The 20,421-nt window shown below is 65.1% G+C and carries 17 protein-coding genes and 1 riboswitch; of the genes, 10 read left to right on the plus strand and 7 right to left on the minus strand.

All coding sequences use genetic code 11. The features are described from left to right. Positions 1–57: 57 nt before the first annotated feature. The 3 genes from ISP25_RS12540 to ubiK form a co-directional block, all read right to left on the minus strand. Positions 58–1,848 (minus strand): cation:proton antiporter, encoded by a 1,791-nt coding sequence (locus tag ISP25_RS12540; RefSeq protein WP_404614306.1) that lies wholly within the window; start codon positions 1,846–1,848, stop codon positions 58–60. A 115-nt stretch (positions 1,849–1,963) separates the two neighbouring features. After that, a complete protein-coding gene (locus ISP25_RS12545) occupies positions 1,964–3,463 on the minus strand; it encodes a YifB family Mg chelatase-like AAA ATPase (RefSeq protein ID WP_404614308.1) in 1,500 nt (499 codons plus the stop codon). 174 nt (positions 3,464–3,637) lie between these two features. Further along, on the minus strand, positions 3,638–3,895 hold the full coding sequence (gene ubiK / locus ISP25_RS12550) for a ubiquinone biosynthesis accessory factor UbiK (RefSeq protein WP_192155845.1): 258 nt from the start codon (positions 3,893–3,895) through the stop codon (positions 3,638–3,640). Positions 3,896–4,077: 182 nt separating this feature from the next. On the opposite strand from ubiK, the gene glnK reads away from it, so the two are divergent. The 8 genes from glnK to ISP25_RS12590 all read left to right on the plus strand — a co-directional run bounded on the left by glnK (position 4,078) and on the right by ISP25_RS12590 (position 12,514). Continuing rightward, positions 4,078–4,416, plus strand: a complete 339-nt coding sequence (glnK, locus tag ISP25_RS12555; RefSeq protein WP_192155849.1) for a P-II family nitrogen regulator — start codon at positions 4,078–4,080, stop codon at positions 4,414–4,416. 42 nt (positions 4,417–4,458) lie between these two features. Beyond that, a riboswitch (cobalamin riboswitch) is annotated at positions 4,459–4,672 on the plus strand. Positions 4,673–4,821: 149 nt separating this feature from the next. Further along, positions 4,822–7,299: a ribonucleoside-diphosphate reductase subunit alpha gene (locus tag ISP25_RS12560; protein WP_404614311.1), complete on the plus strand. Its 2,478-nt coding sequence runs from the start codon at positions 4,822–4,824 to the stop codon at positions 7,297–7,299. A gap of 6 nt (positions 7,300–7,305) precedes the next feature. Then, positions 7,306–7,677: a DUF4180 domain-containing protein gene (locus ISP25_RS12565; RefSeq protein ID WP_404614313.1), complete on the plus strand. Its 372-nt coding sequence runs from the start codon at positions 7,306–7,308 to the stop codon at positions 7,675–7,677. A 20-nt stretch (positions 7,678–7,697) separates the two neighbouring features. Continuing rightward, positions 7,698–8,723 carry a ribonucleotide-diphosphate reductase subunit beta gene (locus ISP25_RS12570; RefSeq protein ID WP_192155853.1) on the plus strand — a complete coding sequence of 342 codons (1,026 nt, stop codon included), beginning with the start codon at positions 7,698–7,700 and terminating at the stop codon, positions 8,721–8,723. A gap of 52 nt (positions 8,724–8,775) precedes the next feature. Beyond that, positions 8,776–9,336, plus strand: a complete 561-nt coding sequence (locus ISP25_RS12575; RefSeq protein WP_404614315.1) for a TetR/AcrR family transcriptional regulator — start codon at positions 8,776–8,778, stop codon at positions 9,334–9,336. Positions 9,337–9,374: 38 nt separating this feature from the next. Then, the gene (locus tag ISP25_RS12580; RefSeq protein ID WP_404614317.1) at positions 9,375–10,052 is read left to right on the plus strand and encodes a CPBP family intramembrane glutamic endopeptidase; all 678 of its coding nucleotides are present in this window, start codon (positions 9,375–9,377) and stop codon (positions 10,050–10,052) included. A 100-nt stretch (positions 10,053–10,152) separates the two neighbouring features. Continuing rightward, positions 10,153–10,539, plus strand: coding sequence for a BlaI/MecI/CopY family transcriptional regulator (locus ISP25_RS12585; RefSeq protein ID WP_192155856.1), 387 nt, complete (start codon positions 10,153–10,155; stop codon positions 10,537–10,539). 1 nt (position 10,540) lies between these two features. Continuing rightward, entirely contained in the window at positions 10,541–12,514 is a 1,974-nt protein-coding gene (locus ISP25_RS12590; protein ID WP_404614319.1) for a M56 family metallopeptidase, read from the plus strand. A gap of 103 nt (positions 12,515–12,617) precedes the next feature. Here the strand turns inward: ISP25_RS12590 and ISP25_RS12595 are convergent, their stop codons facing one another. Next, the gene (locus ISP25_RS12595; protein ID WP_404614321.1) at positions 12,618–14,960 is read right to left on the minus strand and encodes a S9 family peptidase; all 2,343 of its coding nucleotides are present in this window, start codon (positions 14,958–14,960) and stop codon (positions 12,618–12,620) included. A gap of 200 nt (positions 14,961–15,160) precedes the next feature. Here ISP25_RS12595 and ISP25_RS12600 point away from each other — a divergent pair, with 200 nt between their 5' ends. After that, complete coding sequence (locus ISP25_RS12600) at positions 15,161–15,553, plus strand: acyl-CoA thioesterase (RefSeq protein ID WP_192155862.1); 393 nt, start codon at positions 15,161–15,163, stop codon at positions 15,551–15,553. Positions 15,554–15,605: 52 nt separating this feature from the next. On the opposite strand, the gene ISP25_RS12605 is transcribed toward ISP25_RS12600, so the two are convergent. Together ISP25_RS12605 and ISP25_RS12610 are read right to left on the minus strand one after the other, a co-directional pair. Further along, the gene (locus tag ISP25_RS12605) at positions 15,606–15,980 is read right to left on the minus strand and encodes a hypothetical protein (protein ID WP_192155864.1); all 375 of its coding nucleotides are present in this window, start codon (positions 15,978–15,980) and stop codon (positions 15,606–15,608) included. Between the two features lie 501 nt (positions 15,981–16,481). Further along, on the minus strand, positions 16,482–18,152 hold the full coding sequence (locus tag ISP25_RS12610) for a S53 family peptidase (RefSeq protein ID WP_404614323.1): 1,671 nt from the start codon (positions 18,150–18,152) through the stop codon (positions 16,482–16,484). 462 nt (positions 18,153–18,614) lie between these two features. On the opposite strand from ISP25_RS12610, the gene ISP25_RS12615 reads away from it, so the two are divergent. After that, positions 18,615–19,364: a glutathione S-transferase family protein gene (locus tag ISP25_RS12615; RefSeq protein WP_192155867.1), complete on the plus strand. Its 750-nt coding sequence runs from the start codon at positions 18,615–18,617 to the stop codon at positions 19,362–19,364. 60 nt (positions 19,365–19,424) lie between these two features. Here ISP25_RS12615 and ISP25_RS12620 read toward each other — a convergent pair whose 3' ends face one another. Continuing rightward, entirely contained in the window at positions 19,425–20,324 is a 900-nt protein-coding gene (locus ISP25_RS12620) for a LysR family transcriptional regulator (protein ID WP_404614325.1), read from the minus strand. Positions 20,325–20,421: the final 97 nt, after the last annotated feature.

Consider the following 20,421-nt stretch of genomic DNA (forward strand, 5'->3'; position numbering starts at 1 on the left):
GTGCGCGAATGCTCTGGCGTTGATCGCAGCAAAAGCATTCGCGCACAGGGTGCGCTCCTACAAGGCAGCTTCCGGCGGCACCAGCGCAATCACCGTCCAGCCCGCCTTCGGCTCCAGTTCGCGCTTGGCGGAAGCCACGCGCAACACGCCTTTCTCCTCCACGCCGAACAGCAGCATGCTGTCCGGCCCGTATTCCTCGATGAAATGCGGCCAGTCGAAGGTGGCGCTGAGCCGCGTGGTCTTGATGCGCCAGCCGCGCGCAAGCAGATCCGCGAAGCGCGCATGCGTCATCGCCTCGTCGAACAGCGGCGGTGCCAACAGCTTGTCCGCCAATGCCATGCGGTCGGTGTTTTCTTCAGGCGCAAGCACCCGCAGGCGATAGACCTTGTGGCGGCCGAACTCCTGCCGGTAGTGCAGGCACGCCAGTGTGTTGCGCTCGCGATGGACGGACATCGCCAGCAGTCGGCCGATGCCGGCGAGATCGAGATTGCGCTCGGCATGCGTCGAAGCCGGGTTGCCGAAGAAGGTGCTCAAGCCCTCCATGCGTGCCCGGCGAATGCCGTCGTGGTCGTCGTCGGCCAGCACCACGCGGAAGTCCGCTTCATGCAGCGCCCGGCCCACGCCGCGGGCCACCGCATCGGCACCGAAGATCAGCACGCCGCGCGGCTCCGGTTCGGCGACCTTCAACCACAGCGCCAATGGCCGCGCAGTGGCGCTCTGCAGCACCACGGTCCCGATGATGAGGATGAATACCAGTGGCACCAGCGCCTGGGCACCCGGCACGCCCAGCGCCTGCAATCGCAGGGCGAACAAGGCGGAAACCGAGGCCGCCACGATGCCGCGCGGCGCCACCCAGCCGATCAGTGCACGCTCGCGCCAGCTCAGGCCGCCGCCCAGGCTGGCAACCAGCACACTGAGCGGCCGTATCGCGAATTGCGCGATCAGGAAGATCACCGCGCCCTTCCAAAGCAGGTCGCCCGGCAACGGCCACGGCAGCCGCGCCGCCAACAGGATGAACAGCATCGACACCAGCAACGTGGTGAGGTGCTCCTTGAAGTCGAGGATGTCGTCGACGTGCACGTCGCGCATGTTGCCCAGCGCGATGCCCATGATCGTCACGGTGAGCAGCCCCGAGTCATGCGCCATCCGGTTGGACAACGTGAAGGCCAGCAGTACCGTGGCCAGCACGCCGAAGTTCTGCAGGTACTCGGGAATCAGCTGCCGCCGCAACAGCTGGCCAAGCGACCACGCCGCCAACGCCCCCACCACTGCGCCGCAGAACACCGTGCCCAGGAAGACGCTGAGCGCATGCCCCTCCTCGCGCGACACCACGACTTCGTAGATCAGCACCGCGAACAAGGCACCCAGCGGATCGATCACGATGCCTTCCCAGCGCAGCGCATTGGCGATGCGCGCGTTGGGCCGCAACGTGCGCAGCATCGGTGCGATCACGGTAGGCCCGGTGACGCAGGTGAGCGCGCCGAACAGCAACGCGATCGGCCACGCCAGGCCAGTCACCAGATGCGCGGCCACAGCCAGCAGCAGCAGTGCGAGCAAGGCGCCGTAGCTCACCAGCCCGCGCACCACGCCGCCGATGCCGGGAAGTTCGTGGAAGCGCAGCGCAAGGCTGCCCTCGAACAGGATCAGCGCCACCGCCAGCGACACCACCGGGAACAGCAGGTCGCCCAGCAGCGCATCGGGGCGCAGCAGGCCAAGCACCGGCCCCAGCAGCAGACCGGCCAACAGCAGGAATACGATCGCCGGCAGCTTCGCTCGCCATGCCAGCCACTGGCACAGGAAGCCGATCACCAGCATGCCGGTCAGCACGAGGCCTGGTTCGATGCTCATCGCAATCCTCGTTCGGCGTGGCTAGACCTTATCCGAACACGCCGCGACGCGGCGCGTCCAGGCAGGCTACACGGAACGGATTCAGGGGCCAGGCCAGCTGTTTCCGCTGTACCGCTCAGAAGCGGCGGTACTGCAGCGCCTCCGCGAGATGCTCGCGCTCAAGCACGCCGGCGCCACCGTCGATATCGGCAATGGTGCGTGCCACGCGCAACACACGATGGTAGGCGCGCGCGGAGAGGCCGAGCTTCTCCAGCGCCTGCTCGTACCAGCGCCGCTCGGCCGGGCCCAAGGCGCAGTCGCGTTCCAGCTCCCGGTGGTTGATCTCCGCGTTCGGTCGACCTGCACGCATCAAGGCATGGCGCCGCGCGTTGAGCACGCGGGCGCGCACCGTGACGGAATCCTCGTCGTGCGGGCCGCGCGCCGCATCCATTTCGCGCAGCGGCAGCGAAGGCACCTCGACCGCAAGATCGATGCGATCCAGCAGAGGCCCGGAAATGCGCGAGCGATAGCGCTGGATCTGCTCCGGCGTGCACTGGCAACGCCGCCGCGTGTCGCCGGCATGGCCGCAGGGACAGGGATTCATCGCCGCCACCAGTTGGAACTGCGCTGGAAAGGTGGACTGCCTCGCCGCACGTGATACCACGATATGGCCGGATTCCAGCGGTTCGCGCAAGACTTCCAGCACGTGCCGGTTGAATTCCGGCAGCTCGTCAAGGAACAACACGCCGTTGTGCGCCAGCGAGATCTCGCCTGGCCGCGGCTGTGAACCGCCGCCCACCAGCGCCACCGCCGAAGCGGTGTGATGAGGTGCGCGAAACGGCCTGCGGCGCCAACGCGCGGGATCGGTTGGCTGACCGGCCACCGACAACACCGCGCAAGTCTCCAGCGCCTCGGATTCGGAAAGCGGCGGAAGGATGCCGGGCAGGCGTTCGGCCAACATGGTCTTGCCGGTGCCCGGCGGCCCCACCAGCAACAGGTGGTGGCCGCCCACGGCGGCGATCTCCAGCGCACGACGGGCCTGCAGCTGGCCACGCACGTCGCGCAGATCCGGACCGTCGTAAATGCCGCCCTCGGTGTCGACGCCCGTGGGCGTCGCCAGATCCTGCGCGCCGTGCAGCCAGCCGCAAACCTCGGCCAGCGAGTCAGCCACGCGCACATCCACTTCGGAAACCAGCGCAGCCTCGGCCGCATTCGCCCGCGGCACCACCATCTTGCGGCCGCGCGCACGTGCGCGCAGCAGCGCCGGAAGCACACCCGAGACGCTGCGCAACGAACCGCTGAGCGCCAGTTCGCCGAGGAACTCGCAATCGTCGAGCTTCTCGCGGGGCACTTGCCCACTGGCGGCAAGGATGCCCAATGCGATCGGCAGGTCGAAGCGGCCCCCGTCCTTGGGCAGCTCGGCGGGCGCAAGATTCACGGTGACCTTGCGGCCGGGGTATTCAAAAGCAGTGTTCTGGATGGCCACGCGCACGCGATCACGCGCCTCGCGTACGGCTGCCTCCGGCAGGCCAACGATGCTGGTGGCCGGCAAGCCGCCGGAGAGATGCACCTCGACCATTACCTGGGGCGCAGCGATGCCTTCCTGCGCGCGGCTGAGAGTGACGGCGAGACTCATGCAGCCGTCCCTAGCCGGTGTGCGTGCTGGCCCACGAACCAAGCCATTGGCAGGCTGAAGCCGCGGTCGCGCACCCGCATTGAACACTCCATGTATGGCGTCAAGTCGTAAATAACCGCCCCCGATCGCAAAACTCGGGGTGAGGGTGACGAATCGGGGGCGGCTCCCGGGAGGCTAGTCCCCGCGGGCGACGACGGCGGCCTCGAGTTCGGCCACGCGCCGCTCCAGCTCTTCGACCTTGGCGCGGGTGCGTGCAAGCACCTGGCTCTGGACGTCGAACTCTTCGCGGGTGACCAGGTCGAGGCGGCGCAATCCCTGTGCCAGGACATCGTGGAAATTGGTTCGCAAATCCTGTTGCGCCTGTGCCACTCCGGGCGGAACCAATGATGCCAGGCGTCGTGCCAGCTGATCGATGTCCAGCCTATCCATCATGGACGGCGCCTCGAACTTGTCGAGGGAGAGTGTCTATGAACGAATGGCAGACGCACCATCGGCGGACTCCGTGATTTGATGTAGGAATTGTCCTACATGGTATCCCCAGGCGACAGCGACAGACTGCGGAGGCAGAATGTCTGCCTGCGTCGCGTCGCGGCGCTCCTGCCCGAGGAACCCCCATGAAGCTGGTCGTGGCGATCATCAAGCCATTCAAGCTGGACGACGTGCGCGAAGCGCTGGCCGAGGTCGGCGTGCAGGGCATCACGGTGACCGAGGTGAAGGGCTTCGGCCGCCAGAAAGGCCATACCGAGCTGTACCGCGGCGCCGAGTACGTGGTCGACTTCCTGCCCAAGATCAAGCTGGAGGCCGCCGTGGCCGACGAGCAGCTCGACCGCGTGCTGGAAGCGATCCAGAACTCCGCCCGCACCGGCAAGATCGGCGACGGCAAGATCTTCGTGAGTTCGCTGGAACAGGTGATCCGTATCCGCACCGGCGAGCTGGATCAAGACGCCCTGTAAGAGTTGTCCACAAGTTGTTGGGTTGACCCAACCGATTTGGCCCGATATGTTGTGCCAGTCGGTGCCCTGCCAGACGCGATCGTCGGCCGGGCTCAAAAGGGAATCCGGTGCGAATCCGGAACTGCCCCGCAGCGGTAAGTGGAAACGAACGTCTCGATAGCGCACTGATCCACAGCGATCGGGAAGCGGAGACCAGTAGGCGGGCCGAAGGCCCACGTCCACGAGTCCGAAGACCTGCCGACGCGGTCCAGCCATAGCGCTGTACCGGGTAGTGGCGGCTTCCGCGGGGAGGCGCGTCGGATCGTCGGGCCATGGCGCTCGACGGGCGACCGTCCGCGTGCAACCACTGCATCAGCCCTGCGCGCGGGAGCAGGCAGTTGATTGCCACGGCCTGGAGCCACCGACATGCAGCCTCTCGATACCGATACCCGCGAGCGTTCCGCTGCGCGCGCGGAGTCGTCTCCGCTTTCCGCCGAAGCCCCGGTCTCCGCCGGCGAGGCCTTCACTCTCACTCCACCGCACAATCCAGGCCAGATGCGCGTGACCAAGCGCAACGGCCGCCAGGAAGTGGTGGACGTCAACAAGATCGTGCGCGCCGTTACCCGCAGTGCGGAAGGCCTTCATGCAGTCGACCCGATGCGCGTAGCGCTCAAGACCATCGGCGGCTTGTACGACGGCGCCACCACGCAGGAACTGGATCAGCTGTCCATTCGCACGGCTGCGGCACTCACTGCCGAGGAGCCCGAGTACGGCCAGCTTGCCGCGCGCCTGCTGGGCGCGTTCGTCGACAAGGAAGTGAGCGGCCAGGAAATCCAGAGTTTCTCGCAATCCATCGCGCGCGGCGCGGAATTGGGCATCCTCAACGACCGTCTGCGCGACTTCGTGTCGGCCAACTCGCGCAAGCTCAACGATGCGATCGATCCGCTTGCTACACGCCGCTTCGAGTATTTCGGTCTGCGTACGGTGTACGACCGCTACCTGCTGCGCCACCCGCAGCTGCGCAAGGTGCTAGAGACCCCGCAGCACTTCTTCATGCGTATCGCCTGCGCGCTCGGCGGCAACGAAATCGGCGAGACGCTGGAACTGTACCGCCTGCTCTCCTCGCTGGAATACATCGCCAGCTCGCCGACTCTGTTCAACGCGGGTACTGCGCACGAACAACTCAGTTCCTGCTTCCTGCTCGACTCGCCGCTGGACTCGCTCGAATCCATCTACGAGAAGTACGGCGACGTGGCCAAGCTCAGCAAGTTCGCCGGCGGCATCGGCCTGGCCTACTCGCGCGTGCGTTCGCGCGGCTCACTGATCAAGGGCACCAACGGCCACTCCAACGGCCTGGTGCCGTGGCTGAAAACGCTGGACGCTTCCGTAGCCGCAGTGAACCAGGGCGGCAAGCGCAAGGGCGCGGCCTGCGTGTACCTGGAGCCGTGGCACGGCGACATCGAGGAATTCCTCGAACTGCGCGACAACACCGGCGACGAAGCGCGCCGCACGCACAACCTCAACCTCGCCAACTGGATTCCGGACGAATTCATGCGCCGCGTCGAGAGCGACGGCGAGTGGTCGCTGTTCGATCCCAAAGTCGTGCCGCATTTCGTCGATAGCTGGGGCGAGACCTTCGAGAAGGCCTATCGCGAAGCGGAGGCCGCCGGCCTCGCCGTGAAGAAGGTGAAGGCGCGCGAGCTCTACGCCCGCATGCTGCGCACGCTGGCACAGACCGGCAACGGTTGGATGACCTTCAAGGACCGCAGCAACGCCACCAGCAACCAGACGGGGAAGGCGGAAAACGTCATCCACCTGTCGAACCTGTGCACAGAGATCCTGGAAGTCACCAATGCCGACGAGACGGCCGTGTGCAACCTGGGTTCGATCAACCTGGCTCGCCACGTGGTCGACGGCCGCTTCGACTTCGACAAGCTTGCCGCCACTGCGCGCACCGCGGTACGCCAGCTGGATCGCGTGATCGACCTCAACTTCTATCCCATCGCCACCGCCAAAGTCGCCAATAACAAGTGGCGCCCGGTTGGCCTGGGCGTGATGGGCCTGCAGGACGTGTTCTTCAAGCTGCGCCTGCCATTCGACTCCACCGAGGCTCTGGAGCTGTCCACGCGCATTGCCGAGGAGATCTACTACAACGCACTGTCGCAGTCGAACGAGCTGGCGATGGAGTTCGGTGCGCACCCGGGCTTCGCGGAAAGCCGCGCCGCCAACGGCGAACTGCAGTTCGACTACTGGACCAACGCCAAGCCGAGCGACCAGGCCCGCTGGGACGCGCTGCGCGAATCGATCAAGGCCAAGGGCCTGCGCAACTCGCTGCTGATCGCGATTGCGCCGACCGCCACCATCGCCTCCATCGCCGGTTGCTACGAGTGCATCGAACCGCAGGTGAGCAACCTGTTCAAGCGCGAGACGCTGTCGGGCGACTTCCTGGTGGTGAACCGCTACCTGGTGGAGGAACTGAAGACGCTCGGCCTGTGGACCGCCGACGTCCGCGATGCGATCAAGCTGGCGGAAGGTTCGATCCAGGGCATCGCCGCGATTCCGGAACGCCTGCGCACCATCTACCGCACGGTGTGGGAATTGCCGCAGAAGGCACTGATCGATCTCGGCGCCGCACGTGGTGCATACATCGACCAGAGCCAGTCGCTGAATCTGTTCATGGAGAACCCGAACATCGGCCAGCTCAGTTCCATGTACATGTACGCATGGAAGTCCGGCATCAAGACCACCTACTACCTGCGCTCGCGCCCGGCGACCAAGATCGCCAAGACCACCGTATCAGCCGCTCCGACCGCCAAGGCGGCACCTGTCGCCGACCAGGAACAGGCGACGGCGGCGGTGTTCTGCTCGTTGGAGAATCCGGAGTACTGCGAGGCCTGCCAGTAAGGCGCGATGTCGACCTCGCCCTCCATCGTCATCGCCGCGGACCGCTCCCTCCGGATCGGTTCGCGGCAGGACGTCTCCGACGCGCTCGCCGCGAGCTTCGGCTCGGACGGGCTGGTGCTGACGGAGCAGGATGTGTCGCCGGATTTCTTCCGCCTGGCCACGGGGCTGGCCGGCGAGCTCTTCCAGAAGTTCGCCAACTACCGGATTCCCGTGGCCCTCGTGATCCGGGATTTTGCCTCGCACGGCGAACGTTTCACGGAACTCGCGCACGAGCACGCCCATCACCCGGCCATCCGCTTCGTGCATTCCATGGCCGACGCGCTCGGCTGGTTGAGCACGCGGCCGGCGAACCGACCGCAACCGAACCACCATCTATAACAATCCATCGGGAACCCCCCATGTCCGCCCAACCCGAACGCGCCCAGCACATCCTCGACCCGGGCTTCGAACTCACCCTGCGCCCGATGCGCTATCCAGAGTTCTACGAGATGTATCGCAATGCGATCAAGAACACCTGGACGGTGGACGAGGTGGATTTCTCGCTGGACACCACCGACCTGCGCTCGAAGATGAGCGAGGCCGACCGCCACCTGATCCATCGCCTTATCGCGTTCTTCGCCACCGGCGACACCATCGTGTCGAACAACCTGGTGCTGAATCTGTACCAGCACATCAACGCGCCGGAAGCGCGCATGTACCTCTCGCGCCAGTTGTACGAGGAAGCGCTGCACGTGCAGTTCTACCTGACCCTGCTGGACACCTACATTCCCGACCCGGCCGAGCGCGTCAAGGCGTTCTCGGCCATCGAGAACATCCCCTCGATCCGCCAGAAGGGCGAGTTCTGCTTCAAGTGGATCGACTCGGTCCAGAACCTGCAGCGCCTGGAAACGCGCGAACACCGCCGCCAGTTCCTGCTCAACCTGATCTGCTTCGCCGCGTGCATCGAGGGCCTGTTCTTCTTCGCCGCCTTCGCCTACGTGTACTTCCTGCGTTCGCGCGGACTGCTGCACGGGCTGGCCTCGGGCACCAACTGGGTGTTCCGCGACGAAAGCTGCCACATGGCGTTCGCCTTCGAGGTGGTGCGCAAGGTGCGCGCGGAAGAACCCGACCTGTTCGACGACGAAATGCGCACGCAGATCGAGGAGATGCTGGAGGGCGCCATCGCCTGCGAAACGCAGTTCGCCGAAGACGTGCTTTCCGGCGGCGTGGCCGGCCTGTCGGTGAAGGACATGCGCCAGTACCTGGAGTATTGCGCCGACCAGCGCCTGGCCCAGCTCGATCTGCCAAAGAAATACGGCGTGAAGAACCCGTTCGACTTCATGGACCTGCAGGACGTGCAGGAAGTCACCAACTTCTTCGAGCGCCGCGTCTCTGCCTACCAGGTGGGCGTGCAGGGCGACGTGGCGTTCGACATGGCGTTCTGAAGCCGGCACGCCCACTTGACATGTAACGGACGTTACACGTAACGTCCGTTACATGCAGACGCGAAAAGAAGAACTGGTCGATTCCATCGTTGCCTACCTGCTTGAGCACGGCCTGGCCGATCTTTCGCTGCGCCCGCTTGCCGCAGCCACCGGCACCAGCGCCCGCCTGCTGATCTACCACTTCGAATCCAAGGAGGGGCTGCTCGCCGAAGTCCTCGAAGCGATGCAGGCGCAGCTTCGACGGTCCTTCTCACGGCTGCTGGAGCGGCCGCCCGCGAACGGCCATGCGAATCCGCCGCTGAAGCTGCTCTGGGAATGGGCGGTCGCACCGAAAAACTTCCCCTACCTGAAGCTGCTCTATGAACTGCAGATCCTGGCCGTCCAGAACCCGGACGTCTATGCGCAATACCTGCAGCGCAATAACGCGAACTGGTCGGAACTGGTACTGGCGCTGCTTCCCGCACAAGACCGCGACCCCGCCTTCGCCACGCTATGCGTCGCGGTCTTCGACGGCCTTTTCATCGAGTTGATGAGCACCAGCGACCGCAAACGGACGACCCAGGCCATCGACCGGTTCATCCGCATCGTCGGCGACGCGCGCGCGAACACCTGACGCATTCCATCCGCCCGTCCAGTTACCCGGAGATATTCATGCAGACCTTGGCCAGCGACTTCAAGGCGGTCGAACGGCGCACCTGGCTCATCACTCTGGCCGGGCTGGTGCTCGCGCTCGGCGTGGTCAGCCTTCCTTTCAGCAACTGGGACCATGAGTTCGCAGGCATCGGGCATCTGCTCGGCAACGAAGCGATCTGGTGGACCTACATCGCGGCGATGCTGCTCTACGTGCGCAAGGTCGAGCGACGCCCGCTGTCGTCCATCGGTTTCCGTCCGCCCGGCGTTGGCAACGTGCTCATCGGCATGGCGGCTGGCGTGATGGTGCTGGCCGTGCTGGGTACGATGTACTTCCTCGTACTCCCCGCGTTCCACCTGAGCGACTCGATAGCCTCGACGGCGAACGGCGGCGCCCTGATGGCCACGCCCTTCTGGTGGCGCTTTATTTCGACCATACGTGCCGCGGTTTCCGAGGAAGTGTTGTTCCGCGGCTATGCGATGCAGCGGATCGAGGAAGTGAGCGGCAGCCGCATCGCCGCGCTGCTGCTCTCTCTCACCGTGTTCACTATCGACCACGTGACTTACTGGGGCTGGAGCCACGAGCTGATCGTCGCTACCGGCGGCCTGGCCTTCTCGCTGCTGTACCTGTGGCGGCGCAACTTGTGGGTCAACATCATCGCGCACTTCATCGTGGATGCCGCCTCGGTCCTCGCCTGAGGCGACGGAAGGATCTGCCGGGGAGGCGACGAAGCCCTATTGACTACACGTGTCAGCAGAGGTAGCTTGGCGACACGTGTAGTCATAACGGAGCCGCGCCATGCCACGCCCCACCATCGGCGACCAGGAACTCGCCCTACTGCATTACCTCGCCGCACACGAACCCGTCTCGGTGGGCGAGGTGGCCTCCGGCTTCGGCGAAGCGCAAAGCCTCGCCCGCTCCACCGTACTGACGATGATGGAACGCTTGCGCGCCAAGGGCTACCTCAAGCGCCGCCAGGTGCAGGGGATGTACCGCTACAGCACCGCCACGGGTCCCGGCGAGGCGATGCGCAGTGCGGTGGGCCGCTTCGTGGAAAGCACGCTGAGCGGCTCGGTGTCGCCCTTCGTGGCGTGGATGGCGGAGCGCGGCGAAGTCAGCGACGACGAACTGGCCGAACTGCAGGCATTGGTGAAGCAACTCAAGACCACGCGCAAGGAGAAGTGAGATGACGACCTTCGATCATCTGGCCTCCGCCTGGCTGGAACGCCTGATCTGGACCTCACTGCAGGCCGTGCTGCTGGTGGCAGCGGTGGCGCTGCTCATCCGCGCGCTCCCACGCCTGCCTGCCGCCGCACGCTGCGCGCTGTGGTGGCTGGTCGGCCTGCAGGCCCTGCTGGGCTTGTGCTGGCAGTCCCCGATCCGCTTGCCACTGCTGACGCCGCCGTCGATCGAAGCGCCCGTCGTCGCTCCGCAAGGCAATGCGATGGCCGACGTGACCATCACTACCATGGGTTTCGACCATGTCAGCAGACACACCTTGGTTGCACCAGCCACTCTGGCACCCGTCGCCCGACCCGCCGCGACCGACTGGATCTCCACGCATTGGCACACGCTACTGCTCGCAGCGTGGTTGCTCCTGTTGCTGGCGCAGTTGCCTGCGCTGATTCGCGAACATGTCCGCTCGCGCCGCCTGCATCGCACTGCGCACTCAACGGCGGATACCGACTTGCTGGCGCGCTGCGCCCGGCAGTCGCGCACGCTCGGCTTGCGCCGCACGCCCCGCGTACTTGCTTCGTGGGACATCACCTCGCCGCAGGTCAGCAGTAGCCTGCGACCGGTGGTGCTGTGGCCGGCCGACGGTGCGCTGAGCGCGGACGAGGCCTCGCTGGCGCTGGCCCATGAACTGGCGCACCTGAAACGCGGCGACCTGGTGTCCGGCTGGGTTCCCGCGCTGGCCGGCCGCCTGTTCTTCTTCCACCCGCTGCTGCGTTGGGCAATGCGCGAATACGCACTCAACCGCGAAGCCGCCTGTGATGCGCTGGCCATGGAGCAGCAATGCGTCGCACCACAGGACTATGGCCGCCTGCTGCTGCGCCTTGGCGTGCACCACCCGATGCATGCCGCGCTGGCCGGTGCTTCCCCCACCTTCCTCAACCTGAAGAGGCGATTGACCATGCTGCAACAGACATCCACGACCATGTCTCGCGTGCGCGGCTGGCTGCTCGTCGCACTCGTCGCGCTGATCGGCGTGCTGCCGTACCGCGTGGTGGCGGGCGATCAGACGCCCCTCGCCGCTGCCCCTGTGGCCATGCCCGCGATGGTCAGTTCCACCGCAATGCCGCCGCCTCCACCACCGGCGCCTCCCGCACCACCGGCACCACCGGCACCGCCGGCTCCACCCGTATCGATGCCCGGTGTCCCTCCGCCGCCACCGCCGCATGAAGTGCCGCCACCTCCGCCGCCGCTGCCCCCACCTGCTCCTCCCGCACCGCCGCCGCCCCCTGCGCCCGATTTCGGCTTCCACGCCGACAGTGTGAGCATCGATATCGAACCCGGCATGCAACGTGGCTTCGCATTGTTCGACGGCAGCAGCCTCACGATTCGCGGCACCGAAGCCGATGCAGCGACCGTCAAGCATTTGCCCAAGACCGGCGGCCCACTGCTGTGGCTCCGTCGCGGCGACAAGACCTACGTGACCCACGACAAGGCCACCATCGAACGCGCAAGCCAAATCTGGCTGCCGCTCAACGAGATTTCGCATCAGCAGATTGGCCTGGCTGCACAACAACGCTCTGCGGCCATGAAAGATGCCGAAATGGCGAAGCGCTCGGCAGCGCTAGCGCGCGCCCAGGCCGAGTTGGCACGTTCGCAAGCCACGCTCGTTGCCGAGCGTATATCCCTCGACGCCACCGCGCAGGCAGAGGATTCCGCCGCGCAAAAGGCTGCCGCGGACACCGCTCGCCAAAAGGTCGAATCGCAGCAGCAAGCCATCGAGGCACAACGCCTCGCCATTGAAGCGAGGCAGGCCGCAATGCAGGCGAGCGTGCAGCAGCATCAACGTGACATGGATGCGCGGCAAGCCACCCTCGATAAGCAGCAAGCCACTCTCGACCAACAAGAACAGACCATCACCCGCAAGGCGTACGGCGAAATGGACAAGCTGATCGATGAGATGCTGGCCAAGGGCGGCAACACTTGAGGGCTTGTCCAGATAACGGGTCGCACCGCATCCGCATGTCGCAAAACGAAAGGCCGGGACTCGCGTCCCGGCCTTTTGTTTTGTACCGCTCAAGCAGCCGCGATCAGAACCACGGCCACTTCTTCAGCTCGTACTCCTTCGGCGGCGTGTCGCCGGCGAGGTATTGCACGAAGTAATCCCAGCGTCGGCGCGTGGCGTAGGGCGTGGCGGCGGCGTAGCCATGATGGACGTTCGGGATGATGAGCATGTCGAAGTCCTTGTTGGCCTTGATCAGCGCATCGGCCACCAGGAAGGTCTCGCCCACCGGCACGTTGTCGTCGATCGTGCCGTGCACCAGCATCAGGCGGCCCTTGAGGTTTTTCGCCATCAGCTGGTTGGCCTGGTTGTCGTAGCTGGTGCTGCCGTCCTTGTCGGTGGTCAGCAGGCCTTGGTACTTCTCGCCCCAGTCGTTCTCGTAGTTGCGATTGTCGTGGTTGCCGCTCTCGGCCCAGCCGACCTTGAAGAAATCCGGGTAGCGGAACATCGCATCGGCGGTGGTGTTGCCGCCGCCGGAGTGGCCCCAGATGCCCACGCGGTTGATGTCGATCCAGGGGTAGCGCTGCGCCAGTTCCTTGATGCCGGCGACCTGGTCGGGCAGCGTGTTGTCACCCATCTGGCCGTACCAGGTGTGGTGGAAGCTGGCCGAGCGCCACGGCGTGCCCATGCCGTCGAGCGCGATCACGATGAAGCCGAGCTCGGCCAGCGCCTGGTTGTCGCCCTGCGCCGGCAGGAAGCTGCGGGTGCGCACCGAGCCGGTCTGCGGGCCGGGATAGACGTAGTCGATGATCGGGTATTTCTTGCTGGGATCGAAGTGGCTGGGCTTGAACATCTGGCCGTAGAGCTCCGTCTTGCCGTCACGCGCTTTCACCGTGAACGGGATCGGCGCCATCCAGCCGGCAGCCTTGAGGCGCGAGAGGTCGGCCTTGGCGATGGTGGCGATGACATGGCCGTCGTCGCTGGAGCGCAGCACAGTGACCGGCGCCGTGTCGACCGTGGAGTAGCTGTCCACGAAGGTCTTGCCGTCGGGCGACATGCTGATGGTGTGATCGGCGTCTTCCGGCGTCAGCAGCACGGGTTTGCCGCCATCCACGCCCACCTTCCAGAACTGCTTGAAGTACGGGTCCACGCCCGCCACGCGGCCGGTGCCGATGAACCACAGCTCGCGCGACTTGCGGTCGAGGTGCAGCACATCGATGATGTTGCCGTCGCCGGTGGTGATGGAATGCAGCTCCTTGCCGGTATTGATGTCGTACAGATAGAGGTTTTGCCAGTCGCTGCGCTCAGACGGCCAGATGGCTTCGTGCGAATCCGGCAGGTAGCGCCAGTTCACGTGGTCCATGCCGCTTGAGTAGTAAGTCGCCACCTTCTCGTCGAAGGCGGTGCGCACGGCGCCGGTGTCGGCGTTGACCACGCGATACCAGGCCTGCTGGCGGTCGCGCGAGCTGTTGACCATGGCGAGGGTCTTGCTGTCGGGCGCCCACTGCAGGTCGTCCCAGTGGCCGTCGCTGTTGTAGCTGAGGTCATCGTCCAGGGTGGACAGGCGCTGCTGCGGCGGCAGCTGCAGGCGCACCACCTTGTGCGTGTCCACGTCGACCACCACCGGCTCGATCATGAACACCTTTTTGTCGCCTGGCAGCGGATATTTCCACGCATCCAGCTCAGGGTGGCCCACCTTCGTGCTCACGGTGTACATCTCGCCCACGCCACGCTGGTCCTGCTGGTAGGTGGCGATCCTCTTCGAGTCGGGCGACCAGTCCACCACGGCACGGTCGGTATGGATCCAGCCCGCGTTGTCGGTGGCGTAGCCGAAGTCCTTCACGCCATCGGTGGTGAGCTGGGTTTCCTTGCCGGTGGCGAGGTCGCGCACCCACAGGTTCCAGTCGCGAATGAAGGCTTCCTTGGTCTTGTCAGGCGAGACAATGCCCGGCTCGTTGCCGGTCTTCGCCACGGCCTTGGCCGTGCAATCGCCCGCGCCACCGAGGTCGCACATATAATGCTTGCCCATCACCGCGACGTCGTAGCGGCCATCCTTCTGCACGCTGAAGTCGAAGCCGAACGGCGGCACCTTGTTGGCCGGCATGGGCTTGCCGGTGACCTTGCCTAGTGCGGCAGCGAGCTTGGCCTGATCGAAGGCCGGTGCGGCCTTGCCGCTGACGGTGTTCATCTCCATCACGCGGTCGCCGCTGGCATCGTGGTCGACATACCAGAAGTGGGTGTTGTCCAGCCATTTCACGCGCTGCACGTCGTGGTCGACCAGCGGCAGGGTGTTGTAAATCATGAATCGCTCAGCCTGCGCGTAATCCTGCGCGGCGAGCGTACGTGTTTGCGCCATCGCGCCCGTGCTGCCCACCAATAGTGCCGCTGCCAGCGCGCCGGCGAGGCGCGTCTTGCCGATAGTCGAGCTCATCTTCTTTTCACCCCTTGAGGGAACGAAACCGGCGCCCGCGATGCAGGCGCGCCAACCCCCGATGCTAACGCCTCACCCCCATGCCCACCCATGTGCCAAAGGTTGAGCCCGGGGAAACGGAATAAAGACGGCGGGACGCGTAAACCGCGTCCGCACTACGGCAGAATGTCGGGTTCACCCATTCGCCCACGGAGCCGCCGATGCCTGCCACCCCGCCCGAAGCCCGCCTGCTGGAGATGGTTTTCCCCGACCACACCAACCACCTCGGCACGCTGTTCGGTGGACAGGCACTGGCCTGGATGGACAAGGCCGCCTTCATCGTGGCGTCGCGCCATGCGCGGCGCATCGTGGTCACCGCACGCTCGGAAGAAGTGAATTTCCGCGTTCCGGTGCGCAAGGGCCAGTTGGTGGAGCTGGTGGCGCGCATCGTGGGCACGGGCCACAGCTCGATGCAGGTGGAAGTGGAAATGACGGCCGAGGATCCGCTCAGCGGCGATCGTCGGGTGTGCACCACCGGCCGCTTCGTGATGATCGCGCTGGATTCCAATGGCACGCCGACTGCGGTGCCACCGCTGCCGGGCCCGATCGACTGAAACCGTGATCGCGATTGCCGGGGCGAGGCCCGGCAATCGCGACGAAACCGGTTCAGTCGTGGACGTAACCGGTTTCCTGCGTGTTGACCGTGACCTTGATCAGCTTCAGCGAGGCCTCGTTGCCGATGCCGCCGCCGGAGAAGGTCAGCTCGCCCTCGCCCTTGTAGAGGTATTCCACGCGATAGTTGTCGCTGCCGAAATGGAAGGGGATCCAGGCCTTGCCGGTCTGGTACATCTTCTGGTCGTTGGGCAGCCCAATCAGATCGGTGACCTGCTTCGAATACATGCCTGGCTGGATCTTGGAGAACTTGCTGCCGGGCGCGGGCGTGCCCACGACAGCCTGATCATCCGGGGCACTGAATGCCAGCGGCGCATAAGCCGCGAACAGGCCGAGGGAAGAGATGAAAACAAGCGACTTGATCTTCACGATGTAGCTTCCTTGTGATTGTGGTGATCGCTGCAACGGGGCAGGTGCCTGTTTCCATCGGACGCTCCCGGAAACCGGACTGATCGACCATGCCCCCTTGGCTTGGCGTGATTGCGCTCTGCGACGCAGGCGGAATCGTGCCGGATGCTAACAGACACGCATGAAGGATCGCCGCGATCCGCCACATGCGCGCCAAAGATTCACCATGAGCGCAGGGCTCCGCACCTCGGTCCACTCGGGCACTTGCCTGATGATGCGTGAGGGCGAGGGTCGACAGCCTCGCGGGCACCGGACGCGATCGGAAATGGCAATGACCTGCGAAGACCAGCCCAGTTGCGGTTCCACCGATGCACCACCGCCGCTTGATGATGATCGCGCCGGATTTCATCGGCGTGGCTACGAACGTGACGGCACTCGCCGGCAGGAATGAAAAGGCCCGGGATCGCTCCCGGGCCTCGTTCCACGCTCCCGGATTCCCTCCGGGAACAGTACCGACCGCAACTACGGAACCAGTGCCGAAATCAGCGCCGCCTTCGGGCTGCCCCAGCCGGTGACCAGGTCGTAACCCGTCACGGCCGAGTAGGTACCGGACTTGCCGCTGGTGATGTCGTGGAAATCGGCGGTGTACGCGCTGGTCAACTTGCCGCCCGACTCGTTCTGCGCATAGATGGTCGGGTCGAAGAAGCCGACGGCGGAACCGCCGCTGGCCGCCGCCTGCTGGTTGGCCAGTGCGGCGAAGGCTGCCCACATCGGCGCAGCGAAGCTGGTGCCGCCGTAGTCGTTGGCCGTGCAGGTGGTCTGGTCTGCGCACACGTAGAACGTGAAGTTGGCATTGGCCGCGACGTCCGGGCCGTTGCGGTAGGTCGTCGAGCCCTTGTTGCTGCTGTTGATCACGCCGGAAGCCGCCTGCCACGAGGGAATGGCGATCTTGTCCGGCGAGATGCCGCCACCGCTGTCGACCCACGCCGTCTCCGACTTCCAGGCCCCGCCCGCCGAGGCGGTGGTCAGATCGGTGCCGCCGACGCCGATGACATAGGCGGCATCGGCTGGCCAAGCCTCGTTGCGCCTCGACCAGGTCGAACTGTCGCCCGACGCGGCGAAGAAGCTCTGGCCCTGCGCTGCCATCTTTTCCCAATAGGGATTCAGCGTGCTCGGGTCGGCCGGCGTCCAGCCCCACGAGCAACCGATGGTCTTCGGCAACGGGCTGTGCGTGGTCATGGAACTGAGGATGGCGGTGTCGGTGGAGCCCACATACACCGTCAGGCTGGCCAATCCCGGTGCCATGCCGAGTGCCTGGGTCATGTCCAGCGTCTGCTCGGTATCGTCGCAACTGCCACCCGCCCTGGAATCGACGCAGGACGTGCTGGTGCCGTCCGTCGACAGCAGCGTGACGGGCACGTTGTTGGTCTGCCCCACGTTCTTGTAGTACGTGGTCAGGTCGGCCAGGTCGGTACCTTCGAACTCGAACAGGCCCAGGTTCTGACCGGCGCCGGTCAATGCGCTGCCACCGTAGTAGGCCGCGCGCATGTCGCTGCCCAGGAACGAAGCGGAGGGACCCGAGCCCGTCGTGGCATGCGACACCACGGCTTCGGGGGAAATGCCGTGCTCCCGCGCATAGTCACTCTTCTTCACCAGCATGGGATGGGGAATCGAGTAATTGTTCAGGCCGGAGACGTGCCAGAGCGGGATCGCCAGCGAAGTCGAAGGTTCACGGTCCGGACTGTAGAAAACGCGGTTCTCGGTGGGATGCTGGTAGGTATGCATCTTCACGTTGAAGGCCGATTCCACCGCGGAGACCGGGCCGACGACCTGCACGTCCATGCCGTCGCGGCTGCCACCGGTAACCATGAAGCCGTTCCTGACCAGGTACTGCACCACAGCGTTGTAATCGTGCTGGCTGGGGCCGTACACCACGGTGAACTGCGCCGGCGTGAGGTAATCGCGATAACTGATGCTGGTGGGATCGGTTACGCTGGCCACGAACTGGTCGAGGCCGGCCTGATCGCCGACCGGCAGGACCACATCGAGGCTCATCAACTGATGGGCAGGCAGATCGCCTACCTGTTTCGCCGTTCCCTGGCGCACCGCATCGCGCACGTGATGCGTCATGAATTCCGCAGCCCGCGCCGTCGTCGTCACGCCCAGCGCCATGGCCACGGCGAGCGAGAGCATGCATGCGCCCCGTGTCAGACGTGCAGCATGACGGTTGAGACCTTCCCCATTGGAAATTGACCTGATCATGGAAAAACCACCCCTCTCTGCTAGATGACAGTGAAGTGGAGAGAGAAGCGGCATGCGCATCGCTGTCCGACGGTCGTTCGGTTGTGCCGGATCGGAATGCGGCCATCGTGAAGCCGCCACGCTGGCGTGACTCCCCTCTCGCCCATTACCACGTCCCCCATCGTTCACAGCGGCGCGCGCTGTCGCGGCTATTCGTATCTTGTTGCCGCTCTTCCCGCAAAAAGCTTCGATGACTGGCTATCTGCGCAATTGGATCAGAGCCATGGTGAACAAAATGAGTGGACAGGGTGAAACAAAACCGACGACGCCACGCACTGCACCCCCGGCATGCCGATTGACGCGGCCACGGCCATTCGCGCACGCTGTTCCGCATGCGCCCGATGGAGTGCCGCAATGGTTCGAATCAAGCTGATCGGCAGCTACCTCTCGCCCTATGTGCGCAAGGTGCTGGTCTGTCTGGAGCTGAAGGAACTCGAGTACGAGATCGATCCGATGCCGCCGTTCGTGGGCAACGAGGCATTCGCGCGCATCAGCCCGCTCAAGCGCGTGCCGGTGCTGGTCGACGACGGACTGGTGTTGAACGACTCCTCGGTCATCTGCCAGTACTTGGAGGACAAATACCCCACCCCGGCGGTCTTTCCGCATGACATCGTCGAGCGCGCCCGCGCGCGATGGCTGGAGGAATACGCCGACACGCGGCTGGCCGACGGTCTGATCTGGCGATTGTTCTACCAGCGATCGATCCGCCGCCGCGTGTTCAACGAGCCGCCCGACGAAGGCGTGGTGACACAGGCGCTGGAAGTGGAGATTCCCGCCGCCATCGACTACCTGGAAACCCAGTTGCCGGAAGATGGCTTCATCTTCGGCGCGCTGTCCATCGCCGACGTCAGCATCACCAGCTATTTCCGTACCGCCTTCTTTGCGCGCTACACCATCGACGCCACACGTTGGCCGCGTACCGCCGGACTGGTGGAGCGCACTCTGGCGCTGCCCGTCATGCAGAAACTGGCGCGCTACGAAGACTGCACGCTGCGTCTGCCGCTGGCCGAGCAGCGCCAGGCGCTGATTGCCGCCGGCGCGCCGCTCAGCAGCGAGACAATGGGCACCACTGCACCAAGGCCGATTTTGCCGCGGACGTCATGACCCCTGCCGGCGGCCTGTTCGATATCTCCACACGGACCGGTGGCGATATCGAACAGTCGTTCATGCCTGCCTCTCCATCAGCTCCACCAGCCAGTCCACAAACACACGCAGGCGCGCAGGCATTTGCTGCTGTGCGTACAGCACGTGAACCGACAGCGTCGGCGGTGGCAGGTCGGGCAGGATCTCGCGCAGCGTGCCCCTGGCCAGCGAATCGGCAACGCGATAGCGCGGGAATTGCGCAATGCCAAGCCCTGCCTCGCAGCAAGCGAGATAGGCATCCACGCCGCTGACGGTGACGCGTGAGGGCAGGTGCACCTCGCGGCGACGACGGTTCACCACGAACTCCAGCGAGGATTCCAGGCGCCGCGTGGTGGGCGAAGCCCAGTTCACCGCCAGGTGGCCCTGTTGCAGGTCGGCAAGCAAGATGGGTTTGCCGTGACGACGCAGGTAGCCGGCGCTGGCCACGGTGGCCTGCGCCAGCATGGCCACGCGGCGCCCCACCAGCCCCGAGTCCGGCAACTCGCCCACGCGCAGCACGCAATCCACGCCTTCGCGCAGCAGATCCACGAAGCGGTCGCTGGTGCCGATATCCAGCTCCACCAGCGGGAAGCGCGCACAGAACTCGGGCAAGGCGGGTATCACCACTTGTCGCGCCAGCGTGGCCGGCAGATCGATGCGCAGGCGGCCTTGCGGCTTCAAGGCCGCTTCTCGGAAGTCGGCCTCCACCTCGTCCAGGTCAGCCAACAGGCGCACGCAGTGCGCGTAATAGGCCTGCCCGTCGCGGGTGATGCGCTGACAGCGCGTGGTCCGTTGCAGCAGCTGCGCGCCCAGCCGCGCTTCCAGTTTCTTGATGGCGTGGGTGACGGTGGCGCGCGGCAGGTCGAGATCATTGGCAGCCGCGGTGAAGCTGCCCAGCTCGACGATCCGCGCATACAGTCGCATGGTGTCCAGACGATCCATGGATTGTTGTCTTCATCGGAATAGTGAAGTTGATTATTAGGTATTTATTCCATAACGGCCACGGCGCAGCATGACGCCACCTCCACCCATCACCTTC

This window comes from Rhodanobacter hydrolyticus (assembly GCF_044904645.1).

Excerpts from the sequence above, each read along its gene's own strand:
- ISP25_RS12610 (WP_404614323.1), bottom strand. The coding sequence starts at position 18,152 with ATGCTCTCGCTCGCCGTGGCCATGGCGCTGGGCGTGACGACGACGGCG.
- ISP25_RS12620 (WP_404614325.1), bottom strand. The coding sequence starts at position 20,324 with ATGGATCGTCTGGACACCATGCGACTGTATGCGCGGATCGTCGAGCTG.
- ISP25_RS12585 (WP_192155856.1), top strand. The coding sequence starts at position 10,153 with ATGCCACGCCCCACCATCGGCGACCAGGAACTCGCCCTACTGCATTAC.
- ISP25_RS12580 (WP_404614317.1), top strand. The coding sequence starts at position 9,375 with ATGCAGACCTTGGCCAGCGACTTCAAGGCGGTCGAACGGCGCACCTGG.
- ISP25_RS12565 (WP_404614313.1), top strand. The coding sequence starts at position 7,306 with ATGTCGACCTCGCCCTCCATCGTCATCGCCGCGGACCGCTCCCTCCGG.
- ISP25_RS12570 (WP_192155853.1), top strand. The coding sequence starts at position 7,698 with ATGTCCGCCCAACCCGAACGCGCCCAGCACATCCTCGACCCGGGCTTC.
- ISP25_RS12560 (WP_404614311.1), top strand. The coding sequence starts at position 4,822 with ATGCAGCCTCTCGATACCGATACCCGCGAGCGTTCCGCTGCGCGCGCG.
- ISP25_RS12575 (WP_404614315.1), top strand. The coding sequence starts at position 8,776 with ATGCAGACGCGAAAAGAAGAACTGGTCGATTCCATCGTTGCCTACCTG.
- ISP25_RS12615 (WP_192155867.1), top strand. The coding sequence starts at position 18,615 with ATGGTTCGAATCAAGCTGATCGGCAGCTACCTCTCGCCCTATGTGCGC.
- ubiK (WP_192155845.1), bottom strand. The coding sequence starts at position 3,895 with ATGATGGATAGGCTGGACATCGATCAGCTGGCACGACGCCTGGCATCA.
- glnK (WP_192155849.1), top strand. The coding sequence starts at position 4,078 with ATGAAGCTGGTCGTGGCGATCATCAAGCCATTCAAGCTGGACGACGTG.
- ISP25_RS12600 (WP_192155862.1), top strand. The coding sequence starts at position 15,161 with ATGCCTGCCACCCCGCCCGAAGCCCGCCTGCTGGAGATGGTTTTCCCC.
- ISP25_RS12590 (WP_404614319.1), top strand. The coding sequence starts at position 10,541 with ATGACGACCTTCGATCATCTGGCCTCCGCCTGGCTGGAACGCCTGATC.
- ISP25_RS12595 (WP_404614321.1), bottom strand. The coding sequence starts at position 14,960 with ATGAGCTCGACTATCGGCAAGACGCGCCTCGCCGGCGCGCTGGCAGCG.
- ISP25_RS12545 (WP_404614308.1), bottom strand. The coding sequence starts at position 3,463 with ATGAGTCTCGCCGTCACTCTCAGCCGCGCGCAGGAAGGCATCGCTGCG.
- ISP25_RS12540 (WP_404614306.1), bottom strand. The coding sequence starts at position 1,848 with ATGAGCATCGAACCAGGCCTCGTGCTGACCGGCATGCTGGTGATCGGC.